Annotated in this window: 8 protein-coding genes; 3 read left to right on the top strand and 5 right to left on the bottom strand. The window is 65.4% G+C overall.

All coding sequences use genetic code 11. From position 1 onward, the window contains the following. Positions 1–58: 58 nt before the first annotated feature. A complete protein-coding gene (locus THIVI_RS16250) occupies positions 59–2,098 on the top strand; it encodes a response regulator (RefSeq protein ID WP_014779628.1) in 2,040 nt (679 codons plus the stop codon). 74 nt (positions 2,099–2,172) lie between these two features. Beyond that, on the top strand, positions 2,173–6,288 hold the full coding sequence (gene hrpA, locus THIVI_RS16245; RefSeq protein ID WP_014779627.1) for an ATP-dependent RNA helicase HrpA: 4,116 nt from the start codon (positions 2,173–2,175) through the stop codon (positions 6,286–6,288). Between the two features lie 80 nt (positions 6,289–6,368). Here the strand turns inward: hrpA and THIVI_RS16240 are convergent, their stop codons facing one another. From THIVI_RS16240 to THIVI_RS16220, 5 genes are all read right to left on the bottom strand, one after another. After that, positions 6,369–7,022, bottom strand: a complete 654-nt coding sequence (locus THIVI_RS16240) for a peroxiredoxin (RefSeq protein WP_014779626.1) — start codon at positions 7,020–7,022, stop codon at positions 6,369–6,371. Between the two features lie 181 nt (positions 7,023–7,203). Next, the gene (gene yoaA, locus THIVI_RS16235; protein WP_041447680.1) at positions 7,204–9,126 is read right to left on the bottom strand and encodes a DNA repair helicase YoaA; all 1,923 of its coding nucleotides are present in this window, start codon (positions 9,124–9,126) and stop codon (positions 7,204–7,206) included. Positions 9,127–9,165: 39 nt separating this feature from the next. Beyond that, a complete protein-coding gene (locus tag THIVI_RS22940) occupies positions 9,166–10,167 on the bottom strand; it encodes a tetratricopeptide repeat protein (protein WP_014779624.1) in 1,002 nt (333 codons plus the stop codon). A 116-nt stretch (positions 10,168–10,283) separates the two neighbouring features. Beyond that, positions 10,284–12,710 (bottom strand): penicillin-binding protein 1B, encoded by a 2,427-nt coding sequence (gene mrcB, locus THIVI_RS16225; protein WP_041447058.1) that lies wholly within the window; start codon positions 12,708–12,710, stop codon positions 10,284–10,286. 212 nt (positions 12,711–12,922) lie between these two features. Beyond that, positions 12,923–13,297: a VOC family protein gene (locus tag THIVI_RS16220; RefSeq protein WP_014779622.1), complete on the bottom strand. Its 375-nt coding sequence runs from the start codon at positions 13,295–13,297 to the stop codon at positions 12,923–12,925. A gap of 267 nt (positions 13,298–13,564) precedes the next feature. On the opposite strand from THIVI_RS16220, the gene ribF reads away from it, so the two are divergent. Next, the gene (ribF, locus tag THIVI_RS16215) at positions 13,565–14,530 is read left to right on the top strand and encodes a bifunctional riboflavin kinase/FAD synthetase (RefSeq protein ID WP_014779621.1); all 966 of its coding nucleotides are present in this window, start codon (positions 13,565–13,567) and stop codon (positions 14,528–14,530) included. Positions 14,531–14,542 lie beyond the last annotated feature (12 nt).

The raw sequence follows: 14,542 nt of genomic DNA, 5'->3' as shown, positions 1-14,542 counted from the left end.
CCGGACATCGTCTTAAAGACAACTCCAGATCCTCAACCTGGCGGGATGGAACCTAAACATGCTGACTCCAAGGCTTCGCGAGACAGAGACCGCCGGCAGGATCCTGTTCCTGACCCCGGACCGGGACGCCGCCGACGCGCTGCAGGCGGCGCTGAACCGTCGCTCGATTCGCTGCGAATCCTGCGCGACCCCAGCCGAGGCGATCGCGCGATGCGCGAGCGAGATGCCAGCGCTGCTGCTGTTCGATACGCGATCGGTCTCCGAGCCAGAAGCGCTTGGCCCTCTGACGGCGCGTATCCTGGCTGGCCATTCGCCTGCGAGCCCCCTGGTCGTCCTGGCCCACAGCGAGGATATCCGCTTCCGGCTCGCCGCCATGCGCGCGGGTGCCGAGGTCTATCTGCCGTTCCCGCGAGAGACCGGAGAACTGGCCGACCGCCTCGCGCGGCTGCTCGGCGCACAGCGGAAGGAGCCCGATAGAATCCTGGTCGTCGACGATCAACCGGTCGCCGCGCTCTTTGCCTCCCGGATTCTGCAGGGTGCCGGGATGGTCACCGAACGGGTCTGCGATCCGCTGGAGGTGATGCAGGCGCTGGATCGCTTTGCCCCGGATCTCGTGCTGATGGACCTGCACATGCCGGGCGCGTCCGGGATCGAACTCACCGGTATCATCCGCGATGAAGAGCGTTTCGCGGATCTGCCGATTATTTTTCTGTCTTCGGAGCTAGATCCGGAACAACAGATCGCGGCACTGCGGATCGGTGGCGACGACTTCCTCGCCAAACCGGTCGCGCCCGACCGCCTCGTGGAGCGCGTGCAACAACGTCTTCTCCGGGCCAGGGAACGGACGCGCCGACAGCCGGGAGCGGAGACCATCGACCGTTCGACGGGTCTGGCGACCCGCGACCGTCTGCTCAAGCGGCTCGATCAATTGATCGGCCTGGCGCGGCCAAACCAACCGCCGGGCGCCAATCCGCGTCAGGCCGGACAACGCGGCCTGGTCTATCTGGAAGTGGACGGCGATGCGCAAGCCCTGGAGCGAATGGCCGCGGTGGTCGCCGGTCGCATCCAGGAAGGCGATCTGGCTGCACGGGTGGGCGAACGTGCGATTGCCGTGCTGATTCGTCGCGGCACGCATCTGGCGCTGGCCGAGTTCGCGCAGGCATTGACCTATCAGGTTGGACAGGCACTGGCGGATGATGGAATGGCCGCGGATCTGGGCGGCGGCTGGTATCCCCTGGTTGGCGGCTGCAATGACTCGGTCACGCTACTCTCGCGCGCCGGAAAGGCGGCGCGTCTGTCCTTGCGGCACGGCCATCGCGACCTCGGGCATGATGCCCGCGCGGACCAGGACGAGGAAGACCTGGCGCTTCAGTCAGCGGTCGTGCAGGCAATCCGGGCCGGTCGCCTGCAGTTGCTGTTCGAGCCCATCGTGGCGCTGACCGGGACCGAGGCGGAACGCTACGAGGTGACGCCGCGCATCTGCCTGAGCGATGGCGAATTGCTTGCTCCAAGCGATTTCGCTCCGCTCTTGGCGCGCGCGAATGCTGGCGCCGACCTTGATCGCTGGCTCTTGACCGCTGGTCTGAATGTCATGCGAGAGCGGCTGAGCGCCGGTCAGCCGGTCCAGCTCTTTCTCCATCAGTCGTTCGCGGGAGTGGCGGCGGAGGATTGGGTCGAGTGGGTACGCGACCAGATCAACGAACGCGACCTGATCCGTCAGAGACCCATCGTGCAGCTTGAAGTCGCGGAGGCGGATGCCAATCTGGAACTCGCGATCGGAAGATCCGATCAACTCAGACGCCTGGGAATCCGGCTCTGTCTCAATGGCATCGACCGCGATATGCGCAGCAGCCGCGTCCTCCAGGCGATCCCAGCGCATTTTGCGCGGATCGTCCGGCGCGCCGTCCAAGGGCCGAACGCGGAAGCCCTCGCGGGGCTGATTTGGTCCGTCAAATCCAGCGGGGCGAAGGTGATCGCCACCGGGGTGGATGGACCGGACACCATCGGACGGCTCTTCGGCGCCGGCGTCGACTTCATCCAGGGGCCGTATGTACAGCCGCCGACCGGGGTCATGGACTACGATTTCATGGGCGTTTAGGTGTCGGGTGGCCTGACCCGAATGCCATTTCCAGATAACCCGAACCCTTGCTCCTTCGATAAACCAGATCCGCCTTGAATTCACTCCGACTCCCGTCCGACCAAGACCTTGATCGCTGCCTGATTCGAGACCGTCCGTCCTTGCGGTCGCGTCTGCGCGGGTTGCGCAAACGCGCCAGCGCGGCCCAGCCCTTCGATCAGGGTCTGGCCAAACTCTGGCTGGACATCCAGCAATCCCAGGCGTTGCTGGAACGACGCAAGGCCCAGGTGCCGAGAATCCAGTATCCCGAGGAACTGCCGGTCAGCGAGCGCCGCGCCGAAGTGGCCGAGTTGATCGCTCGTCATCAGGTGGTGGTGCTGTGCGGCGAGACCGGCTCGGGCAAATCCACTCAGCTACCCAAAATCTGTCTGGAATTGGGGCGCGGGCTGGCTGGACGCATCGGGCACACCCAGCCGCGACGGATCGCCGCGCGCACCCTGGCCAGCCGAATCGCGCAGGAACTCGGCGCGAGCGCGACCGATCGCGGGGGCGATCCGATCAACAGTCTGGTCGGCTACAAGGTGCGCTTTCATGACCGAATCCGTCCCGAAACCTGCATCAAGCTGATGACCGACGGCATCCTGCTGGCCGAAATCCAGCAGGATCGCCTGCTCACCGAGTACGACACGCTCATCATCGACGAGGCCCATGAGCGCAGTCTCAACATCGACTTTTTGCTCGGCTATCTGCGCGGCATCCTGCCGCGCCGCCCGGATCTCAAGCTGATCGTCACCTCGGCGACCATCGACCCGCAGCGGTTTGCCAGCCATTTCGCCGAACCCGACGGCCAGCCCGCGCCCATCGTCGAAATCTCGGGCCGCACCTGGCCGGTCGAGGTCCGCTACCGTCCGCCAGCGGACGACGAACACGCCGGCGAGCGCGACGACGCCATGCAGCAGGCGATCTCGGATGCGGTCTGCGAACTGGCAATGGTCGGGCGCGGCGACGTGCTGGTCTTTCTCTCCGGCGAACGCGAGATTCGCGAGACCGCCGAGACACTGCGCAAGCACCACCCGCCCGCGACCGAGATCCTACCGCTGTTCGCCCGTCAGGGGCCGCGGGAACAGGCGCGCATCTTTCAGCCGCACAGCGCGCGCCGCGTCATCTTGACCACCAACGTGGCCGAAACCTCGCTCACGGTGCCCGGCATCCATTATGTGATCGATCCCGGATTCGCGCGCATCAGCCGCTACAGCCATCGCACCAAGGTCCAGCGTCTGCCGGTCGAGCGGATTTCGCAGGCATCGGCCAATCAGCGCAAGGGACGTTGCGGGCGCATCGCCTCGGGCGTCTGCATCCGGCTCTACCGCGAGGACAATTTCGAGTCCCGCGCCGACTTCACCGAGCCGGAGATCGCGCGCACCAACCTGGCCGCCGTCATCCTGCAGATGAAGATGCTCGGTTTCGGGGCCGTCGAGCGTTTTCCGTTCGTCGACCCGCCCGATTCCCGGCTGGTCACGGACGGTTATCGCGCCCTGGAAGAACTGGGCGCGCTTGATACCAAAGGGGATCTGACCACGCTCGGCAAGCAGCTCGGACGCCTCCCCGTCGACCCGCGCATCGGGCGCATGCTGCTCGCCGCCGTGGATCATCACTGTCTGGGCGAGATGCTGATCATCGCGGCGGCGCTGAGCGTGCAGGATCCGCGCGAGCGTCCGCTCGACAAACAGCAGGCCGCCGACGAAATCCACGCCACCTTCCGTCATCCGGAGTCGGATTTTCTCACCTTCGTCAACCTCTGGCGCTTTCTCGACAAGGAACGTCACGAGTTGTCGCGAAATAAATTTATCAAACTCTGCCAGCGCCATTTCCTCTCTTGGAACCGGGTCCAGGAGTGGCGCGACATCCATGCGCAACTGCGCGAGCAGATGTTGGAGATCGGGAAGGGGGCGGAAAAGGGTCAAGGGGCAAGGGACAAGGGGCAAGGAAGAACAAGGGGCGAGGGGCAAGAGGTGAGGAGCAAGAAACAAGGAACAAACCAGCACGAGGCAAGCGCGTCTTCCCTTGCCCCTTGCCCCTTGCCCCTTGACCCTGTCGCAATCCACCGCGCCCTGCTGACCGGCCTGCTGGGCAACATCGGTTTCCGGGAGGCCGAGCGCGAGTTTCAGGGCGCGCGCAACGGTCGCTTCTTCATTCATCCCAGTTCCGCGCTCTTCGCCAAACCGCCGAAATGGGTGGTGGTCGCCGAGCGGGTCGAGACGACGCGCCAGTACGGGCGTATCGCGGCCCAGGTCCAGCCGGGCTGGATCGAGGACGCGGGCCGGCATCTGCTCCAGCGCAGCTATTCCGAACCGCACTGGCAGGCCAAGTCCGGTCAGGTCGCGGCCTTCGAGAAGGTCACGCTGTTTGGCGTGACGCTGGTTCCGAAGCGGCGCGTCAACTATGGCCCCATCAATCCCGCCGAGGCGCGCGAGATCTTTCTGCGCTTTGCCCTGACCGAGGGCGATTTCGAGACCCGCGCGCCCTTCTGGCGTCACAATCGCGAGTTGATCGAGTACGTCCGTCACCTGGAGGCCAAGTCGCGACGGCGCGACATCCTGGTGGACGAGGAGGCCATTTACACCTTCTACGCCGACCGCGTGCCGACGGGCATTTACTCGACCCCTCAGTTCGAGAAGTGGCTGCGTCAGGCCACGCGCGCGGAGCCAAAACTCCTGCACATGCGCATGTCCGACCTCATGCTCCACGAGGCGGCGGACGTCACCGAGCAATCCTTTCCCGACAGCCTGCGCGTCGGCGCCACCGCGCTGCCTCTGGAATACCGCTTCGAGCCCGGCGACACCGCCGACGGCGTCACGCTCGTCGTCCCGCTGCCGCTCATCAACCAGGTCTCCAGCGAACGGCTCGACTGGCTGGTGCCGGGTCTGATCGAGGAACGCATCGTCGCCCTGCTGCGCGGACTGCCCAAACAACTCCGCAAGACCTTCGTGCCCATCCCCGACACCGCTGCCCGGCTGGTCGCACGCCTGAAGCCGTCCGACCGACCGCTGGTCCAGGCGCTGTCCGAGGCGTTGAAGGCCATGACCGGCATCCAGGTGCCGGAGGATGCCTGGGATCCGTCCGTCATCCCCGAGCACCTGCGCATGAAGATTCGGCTAGTGGACGACACTGGTAAACCGCTCGCGGTCGGCGACGATCCGATTCAGCTCAAGCGCCAGTTCGGCGGCCAGGGTCGGCAGGGTTTTAGCCAGCAGTCATCCAGCCCGCTCGAACGCGAAGACATCACCCGCTGGACCTTCGGCGATCTGCCCGAACAGGTCGATCTGACCCGCGCCGGCATCCGGCTGCGCGGCTATCCGGCGCTGGTCGACTGCGGCGACCGTGTCGCCATTCGGATTCTGGATTCGGCGGAGAGCGCCGCGGCGGCGCAGCGCGCTGGACTGCGGCGACTCGTCATGCTGCATCTCGGGGCCGATCTGCGCCAGGTGCGCCGGCAACTGACGGATCTGGATCGGATGCGACTGCAATATGCCAGGGCACCCAACGCGAAAAATCGCGACGGATCGCCGGCGCTGGGGCCCGGAAGCCCGACCAAGGGCCAGCCGAACAAGGAGCCGGATCTGGCCGACGAACTGATCGCGCTCATCCTTGACTTGACCTTCCTCGAAGGGCTGCCGCCCATCCGCACTCAAGCGGTCTTTGAACAGCGCTTGGCCGAGCGCAAGGATCGCCTCTTTCCCACCGTGACCGAGGTGTGCAAGCTGATCGGCGGCATCCTCGCGGCCTATCAGGATCTGCGCCAGCGTCTCGCCAGTATCACCCAGGTCAACTGGATGCCCTCCGTACTGGACATCCAGGCGCAACTGGACGCGCTGATCTTTCGCGGCTTCCCGCAGCGCGTCCCTTTCGCGCATCTCAAGGACTATCCGCGCTATCTCAAGGCGATCGATCAGCGGCTGGGACGCCTGACGTATGCCCCCGACAGGGACCGGCAATGGATGGCCGACATGGACGAGATCCAGTCAAGCTGGCGCAAGCGCGTGGCGGAGCGTCAGCGCACCCTGAGCGACGCCGACGCGGATCCGCGCCTGGACGAGATTCGCTGGCTGCTGGAGGAACTGCGCGTCGCGCTCTTCGCCCAGCAGCTCGGGACCGCCGTTCCAGTCTCGGTCAAACGCATTCGGACACGGTGGCGCGAGTTGGGGTTGTGAACTCGACTGAAGCACCTCCATGCGCAAAAAAGCCCCGGCCTGGGCCGGGGCTTTCCCTCATCAGGTCGAATCGCGTCCGTTTAGAGCGACTTCTTGCAGAAGTACCAGTCCACGCATTCGTGCTCGCCAGCGGCGACCCGTGCGTTGGCCTCTGCCACGGTGCCCGGCGGCGGGACGATAACCTTGTCGCCCGGCTGCCAGTTCTCGGGGGTCGCGACCTTATGCGTTTCGGAGGTCTGCATGGCCTTGACCAGACGCAGAATCTCGTCGATGGAGCGACCGTTGCTCATCGGGTAGTAGAGCATGGCCCGCAGCACGCCATTGGGGTCGATCACAAAGGTCGCCCGGACTGCGGAGGTGTCGCTCGCGCCTGGCTGGATCATCCCGTAAGCCTTGGCGACCTGCATCGACAGATCGGCGATGATCGGGAAGCCGATTTCGACGTCGAATTTTTCCTTGATGTTGCGCACCCAGGCAACGTGGCTGTAATGACTGTCGATCGATAGTCCCAGAAGGTCGCAATCGATCGCCTGAAAATCCGCGTGCCGACGCGCAAAACCCATAAACTCGGTGGTGCACACGGGGGTGAAATCGGCCGGGTGCGAGAAAAGCACCAGCCACTTTCCGCGATAGTCTTCCAGGGTCTTGCGGCCATGGGTGGTGGGCGCATCGAACGCTGGCGCGGCTTCGTTGAGACGCGGCATGGCGGGGGCGACGTTGGATTCGTTAGTCATGCGAATGCTCCAAGTGTGTCAGTGATGTTCGGTGGATGGCCTCGTTCAGGAGTGCGTGTAGATTAGCGATATCAAATAACCACATAAAATCGTTTAGATTGATGGGCCGCATCGGCTCTGACGATTGCGTTTTATCAATTTATTTGAAAATTCTATCGTGGCCTGACTCAGTTGAAACAACTCATCCGCCGGCATCCGTCCCCGCGCCAAAAAACGCCCGGACATCCTCGATCTGGCGGGTACGGGCCATCGCCGGCAGGCTGTCAAGAAAGGTATAGCCATAGGAGCGCGACAGGAGGCGCGGATCGCAGACGACCAGCACGCCGCGATCTTCGCTGCCGCGAATCAGACGCCCGGCGCCCTGCTTGAGCGCGATCACGGCCTGCGGCAATTGATAGTCGCGGAAGGGATTGCCGCCGCGCTGGCGCAGCGCGTCGATGCGCGCGGCCAGCACCGGATCGCCCGGCGAGGCGAACGGCAGACGGTCGATCAGGACACAGGACAGCGCCTCGCCGCGCACGTCGACGCCTTCCCAAAAGCTTGAGGTACCGAGCAGAACCGCGTTGCCGAGTTCGCGAAAGCGTTCCAGCAGCTCGGCGCGTGGCGCGCTGCCCTGGATCAGCAGCGGATAGTCGATCCGGCCCTCCAGCCCGGCGGCCAGTTCGCGCAGCGCGCGGTGACTGGTGAAGAGCAGAAAGGCGCGCCCACGGCTGTAGCCGATCACCTCCTGGGCCAGTTCGAGCACCTGCCGGTTATAGTCGGGATCGGACGGCGGCGGCAGACCGCGCGGGACGAACCAGAGCGCCTGATTGGGGTAGTCGAAGGGGCTTTCCCAGCGTTCGGTCTGGGCCTCCTCGATGCCGAGCTGGCGGGCGAAATGCCCGAAATCGTGGCCGACCGCGAGGGTGGCCGAGGTGAAGATCCAGGCGGTGCGCTCCTGGCCGATCTGCTCGCGAAAGACCTCGGCAACCTCCAGCGGAGTCTGATGCAGCCGGAAACCGCGCCCCAGGGTCTCGAACCAGCGCACGGCGTCCTCGGGCTCGCTGGCCACCAGGGTATGCAGACGCTCCCGCTGATCCCCGGCCCGCGCCAGGCAGGCATCCAGTCCCTTGCCCCGGCCCGACATCGCCTTGAGCGCCTCGGCCAATGAAGACAAGCGGCGTTCGAGCGTTTCCAGCGCCCGCTGAACGCCCGGATCGCCGGCGAATTCGCGCCAGGGACCGCGGCGATCCGCATCGCCCAACCCGAGCCGCGCATCCTGCACCGCGCGGCGCAGTTTGCCGGCGCGCTCGGGCAGTTCCGGGACATCGCCCGCCTCGCGGCGCGCTTCGAGTTCGGTGTCGCGCGCCAGATCCAACAGTTGACGGCTACTGAGCGAGATACCGAAGAAGTTCGACGCGGTGTCGGGAAGCTGGTGCGCCTCGTCGATCACGAAGCAGTCGGCGCCCGGCAGAATCTCGCCGAACCCCTCGTCCTTGAGCGCCAGATCGGCGCACAGCAGATGATGATTGACGACCACTACATCGGCCGCCTGGGCCTCGCGGCGGGCGGCGACCAGATGGCAGCCCTGCCAGTCCGGGCAGTCCTGACCGAGACAGTTGTCGCTGGTCGAGGTGACCTCGGGCCAGATCGGGGCATCCTCGGGGAGCGGCAACTCGGCGATGTCGCCACGCCGGGTGGACGTGGACCAGTCGCGCACCTGCTGGAGATGGTGACGCAGTTCGGGGGAGAGGTGGCCGGGGTCATCCAGCAGCAGATGGAGCCGATGACGGCAGAGATAATTGGCGCGGCCTTTCAGCAGCGCGCTCGATACCGGCAGGCCGAGCGCCTCCCGGATCAACGGCAGATCGCGATGAAACAACTGATCCTGAAGATTGCGCGTGCCGGTGGAGATCAGCACCTTGCGTCGGGACAGCAGCGCCGGGGCCAGATACGCGAAGGTCTTGCCGGTGCCGGTGCCGGCCTCGCAGATCAGGACGCCGCCAGTGTCCATAATGGCGGCGATCCGCTCGGCCATCGCCTGCTGCTGCGCCCGGTAGCGGAAGCCGGGCACCCGTTCGGCGAGCACCCCGTCGGGGCCAAAAATCGGTGACAGATCAGACACGGGGCGCAAACATCGGGGACCGAACCGCCATGGGGCCGGTCAATCCGCGCCCGCGCGGCGATCCGCCTCGGCGGCCCCCGAGGTATCGCCGGCGCGGCGCTTGGATTCGGCGATAATGCGCCAGTTATCCTTCTTGACGACGGCGTTCGCGCCCGCCAGATCGTTGGAACGCGCCGCGAGATTCCCCGCCTGACTGCCCTGCCCCTGCTCCATGCGCACCCGCGCGAGACGATTCCAGAGATAGGCCTCGCGCGGGGCGATCCGCAGCGAACGTTCCAGCGAGGCGGCTGCGCCGGCATAGTCGCCGGACTGACGCTGCTGTTCCGCCTGACTGGCCAGCGCCTGCGCGGCTGGCGGCAGGCTCGGCGCGGCGATGGGCGGAGCGGCGGGCGCGGGCGGAGTCGCCTTGACCGTCGGTTGCTCCGGCGCTGGCGGGGCGACTCTCGGCGGCGCGGGCTCGACCTTCGCCACCGTTGGCGCGGGGGTTGGCGTCGGCCTGGGCGCAGGTTCGGCCTTCGCCACGGTCGGCGCGGGGGCCGGTGTCGCTGGCGGAGTCGGAATGGGCTTTCTGGGGGCGGACGGCGCGGCTTCGGGTGGTTTTGGCGCGGTCCGCGCAATCGATGGGGTCGCCGGTTTGGCTGGCACGGCGGGTTTGGCCGGTGCGGGCTTCGCGTCTGGCGTCGGCGTTGGCGCACCCTGGACCGTCCTGGGTGCGGCGGGCTTGACGGGCGCAGCCCCGACTGCGGGGGCTGCTGGCGTCGGATCGGATGCTGGCGGGTCAGCCGGCTCGGGCTCGGGTGGCGCGCCGGGATCCCGGTAGGCGTACAGCGTGGTTTTGGCTTTGACCGGCGCGGCGGGTTTTGGTGTCGGCGCGGTCTGGCGGATTGTCTCGGGCGCGGGTGCTGCGACCGGTTCCGCCGGCAAACGTGGCGCTACCTGAACCACCGGTGCGGGCGGTCCCTCGCGGGGTTCCATGGCGCAGGCAGTCAAGCCAACCGCGGCCATCAGAATCGTCGGCAGTCTGGTCGATATATCCATCATGGTTCTTGATCGCAAAGTGAATGTCATGTCGTCTTAAACCGCGCCCACTCCGACAGTCGCCGATGCTGCCGAGGTTGCTCCAATCCAAAAACATCGTAGACCGCGCTGGGTGCGGTTTAATTGTAAAAATCGCTCATGAACAGATTTTTGCCGCTCGCTGGCTGAGGCGGTTTTGGCGTTGGCGCGGGGGGCGGCGGCTCACGCTCGGCGACTGGTTCCTCGACGGTTTGAGCGGCCGTCTCCGCGCCAGCGCCACCACCCTGACCGGGTCGCTTGCTGGCGTTTCCGCCACCGTTGCTGCCGCAGCGGGATGCGCTGTCGCCGATGTAGGGCACATTCGAACGCCCGCAGGCATTCGCGATCACGACGCCATCGGGCGGGAACTCGGACAGCGGCTCATTGGGCAGCGCCAGCATGAAATCGCCCCACACCCGCAACGCGCCGGTGCCGCCGGCGAGCCCCATGGGCTGATAGTCGTCGCGGCCGACCCAGACCACGGCAACCTTGTCGCCCGAAAAGCCGGCGTACCAACTGTCGCGCATGTCGTCGGTGGTGCCGGTCTTGCCCGCCATCGTCATGCCTTCCGGCAATTTTTCCCCCAGCCAGCGGGCGGTTCCATGGGTCACCACCCGCTGCAGGGCCCAGGTGGTGAGATAGGCGGCCTTGGGGTCGACCACCGCCTCGACCGCGAGCGGATAGCGGTTCAGCGGCTGACCCCGGGCATCCACGACCTCGCGAATCGCCCGCAGCGGCGCTCGATAGCCGCTCGCCGCGATGGTCTGATACATCTGCGCCACTTCGAGCGGCGACATGGACACCGAGCCCAGCAACAGCGAGGGGACGACCCGGATCTTCCGCTGCACCCCGAGCTGATAGAGCGTCTCGGCAACCTTTTTCACCCCGACACTGAGCCCGAGATTCACCGTCGCCAGATTCAGCGAACGGGCCAGCGCGTCGGAGAGCGGCACCGAGCCATTGACCCGGCGGTCGTAGTTTTTCGGCTCCCAGCGTTTGTTGCCGTCGGGCAGACTGACCGGGGTATCCTGAATGCTGGTGGTCAGGGTGAAACGCTGGGGTTGCGACAAAGCGGTCAAATAAACCGCCGGCTTGACCAGCGAGCCGATCGAGCGGACGGTGTCGAGCGCCCGGTTGAAGCCCGCGTAGCCCGGCTTGCGCCCCCCGGCCACGGCCAGCACCTCGCCCTGATCCACCGAGGTCACCACCGCCGCGGTTTCCAGGGTTCCGGCTTTCATACGGCGGGACTTTTCCAGCGCGGCCAATTGGACCGGGAGCGATCGCTCGACCGTCGACTGCACCAGCGGATCCAGGGTCGTGAAGATATTCAGCCCCTCGGAACGCAGATCCTCGTCGCGATAGTCGCGCTGCAATTGGCGCCTGACCAGCGAGATGAAATCGGGATACTCGCCGACCGGACGCCCGCCGCCCTCCGCCAGCCCTAGTGGGGCCAGCTTGGCCTGCGCGGCGTCCTCGGCCAGAATCACGCCATCGCGGACCATGAGATCCAGCACTAGATCGCGGCGCGTTTTAGCGGCTTGCGGATGACGTCGCGGATCCAGACTGGAGGGTGCCTGGACCAAGCCGATCAGCAGCGCGGTTTCCGGGATCCCAATCTCGCTCAGCGATTTATTGAAGAAAAACGCGCTTGCGAGCGCGAATCCGTGGATCGCGCGGCTGCCGTCCTGACCGAGATAGATCTCGTTGGCATAGGCTTCCAGGATCTCCTCCTTGCTGTAGCGTCGCTCCAGCAGGAGCGCCATATAGGCTTCCTTGAGCTTGCGCTCGAAGGTGCGGTCGGCGTTCAGATAGAAATTTTTGACCAACTGCTGGGTCAGGGTACTGGCGCCCTCGACCACCGAACCGGCCTGCAGGTTGCTGTAGGCGGCGCGCAGGATACCCTTGGGATCCACGCCGAAGTGACGGTCGAAATTGCGATCCTCGACCGCCATCAGGGTCTTGACCAAAAGCTGGGGGAGATCCTTGCCCCGTACCAGCAGGCGATCTTCGTTGTGCGTCGGATAGATGCTGGCGATCAGCATGGCATCGAGCCGGACCAGCGCCGGATCGGGACCGCCAGCGGTATCCTTCAGGCTCGCGACCCGCTGGTCGGCAAGCTGGATATCGAGTTGCCGGCCTGGTTCCTGACCGTCCCAGAAGCGGAAGGGCCGGGTATGCACCCGAAAGTGCTCGCCCTCGCGACGATAGGTGCCCGGATTGGAAGGTTCGGCGGCCTGGCGATAATTGAGACGATCCAGTTCGGCCTGAAACTGGTCCGGACTCAAGGCGCGACCGGCATAGAGTTCGAGCGGACGCGCGAACACCCGCGCCGGCAGCGCCCAGCGCTGACCCTCGAACTTGCCCCGCACCACGCGGTCGAGATGGACGCCATAGAGCACGCCGGCCACGCCGATCCCCGCCGCGAGCAAGAGCGTCCAGAGCAACAGAACTCCGCCGAGACGGAAACGCTTGCGGGGAGATGGGCGCCTCCTCGCACTGGAAGCGGATTGGCGACTTGGTAGGGCCACGGGTCAACACCATCCGCGCGCGCGCGCGGATCTTACAGGTAGCAAATAAGGACGGGGAATTGAATACATCGGGAAGGTAGTCTGTCTTTTATCGGCGTTTCAGTTGCTTATCGTCCCATTTGCAGCCTTCCGACACAACCTTTCGCGCTGGTGGCATGGGATTGGGCCAATCGTCCAAGCGCTGTCCCGGAGTGTTCCAGCGCGCCGCCTGCTTAAACATCTTCAATAAATTCCAATGCGTTGCCGTCGGGATCGCGACAAAAGAGCGCGCGCCGTCCCGAGCGGCTTAGGGTGTAGGGAATTCCCTCGGCATCGAGACGCGCGATCAACTCGTTCAGAGACGACACCAGCAGCGCCGCGTGCCGATCGCGTCCGCCATGGGCGGGACGGCCATCGACCGGATCCGGATTCGGCAGTTCCAGCAGATGAATCTGTCGCGCCCCGACCCCGAACCAGATGCCAGGGAAGGGGAGTTCTGGTCGTTCCGCAAGCGGCTCCAGACCCAGCACCCCCTCATAAAAACGTCGCGACCGAGCAGTCTCGGCAACGACCAGACTGACATGGTGAATATCTCGCACGAGCGACATAAAATCCTCCTGGACGTGGTGCCGGTTTCGATCCTGCACTCTAATGTTTTTTGTCTTGCGAAACATCCATGCCGACAGCGGTGACAAGGTTTGGCGCCGAGGCGTCCGGAACCTTCGCACCAAACGACGTGGACCAGTCCGGACGCGGTTTTGGCGAGGCCATGGCGCGCCGGTTGAGCGATACGCGTGACAGGCCGCTTGCCGCGTATACTGCCCCCTCATCCGGCACATGTTGGTCATTGAGGCGGCGATTGATTTGGTAGTTTCATGCGACTGATTCGAGGCTTACATAACCTGCGACCGGCTGATCGGGGCTGTGTCGCCACCATCGGCAATTTCGATGGGGTCCATCTGGGCCATCGCGCCGTCTTTCAGCGACTGATCGCCCGCGGACGCGATCTGGCGTTGCCGGCGACCGTGATCACCTTCGAGCCGCAACCGCTGGAATTCTTCGCCCCAGACGCCGCGCCCGCGCGTCTGACGCGGCTACGCGAGAAACTGGACGCCATCCGCAACGACGGGATCGAGCAGGTGATGCTGTTGGCATTCGGCCCCAGGCTCGCCGCCATGGATGCGCGGACCTTCGTGCAACGCCTGTTGATCGACGGACTCGGCGTGCGGTTTCTGCTGGTCGGGGACGATTTCCGCTTCGGGCAGGGCCGCGCGGGCGACTATGGGATGCTGCGCGCGATGGGCGAAGAAGCGGCCCGGAGCGGCACGGGGTTCGCGGTCGAGAATCTCCACACCATCACCCACGGCGAAGAGCGCATCAGCAGCACGCGGGTCCGCGAGGCGCTGGCACGGGGCGATCTGGAGCAGGCCCAGCATCTGCTCGGGCGACCCTATCGGATCGAGGGGCGCGTGGCGCATGGCGACAAGCGCGGACATTCCATCGGCTTTCCCACCGCCAACCTGAATCTGCATCGCCGTTTCAGCCCCCTGCGGGGCGTTTATGCCGTGGTCGCGCACGGTCTTGGACCCGAACCGCGCGCCGGCGTCGCCAACATCGGCACCCGTCCCACCGTCGACGGCCAGGGCTGTCGGCTGGAGGTGCATCTGTTCGACTTCGACGAAACCATCTACGGGCGGCATCTCCAGGTCGAATTTCGGCTCAAACTCCGCGACGAACGGCGTTTCGACTCTTTCGACGATCTCAGGCGTCAGATCCAGTTGGATGCGACAGCCGCGCGGGCCTATCTGGGCGCGGCCAAACGCGCGGATGCGCCGCGCTGATCCTTTCCGTAA

The organism is Thiocystis violascens DSM 198 (assembly GCF_000227745.2).
Classification (GTDB): Bacteria; Pseudomonadota; Gammaproteobacteria; order Chromatiales; family Chromatiaceae; genus Chromatium; species Chromatium violascens.
Note: the sequence above shows the minus strand (reverse complement) of the source record. Positions and strands in the feature narration are given on the sequence as shown.

Excerpts from the sequence above, each read along its gene's own strand:
- THIVI_RS16220 (WP_014779622.1), bottom strand. The coding sequence starts at position 13,297 with ATGTCGCTCGTGCGAGATATTCACCATGTCAGTCTGGTCGTTGCCGAG.
- THIVI_RS16250 (WP_014779628.1), top strand. The coding sequence starts at position 59 with ATGCTGACTCCAAGGCTTCGCGAGACAGAGACCGCCGGCAGGATCCTG.
- ribF (WP_014779621.1), top strand. The coding sequence starts at position 13,565 with ATGCGACTGATTCGAGGCTTACATAACCTGCGACCGGCTGATCGGGGC.
- THIVI_RS22940 (WP_014779624.1), bottom strand. The coding sequence starts at position 10,167 with ATGATGGATATATCGACCAGACTGCCGACGATTCTGATGGCCGCGGTT.
- THIVI_RS16240 (WP_014779626.1), bottom strand. The coding sequence starts at position 7,022 with ATGACTAACGAATCCAACGTCGCCCCCGCCATGCCGCGTCTCAACGAA.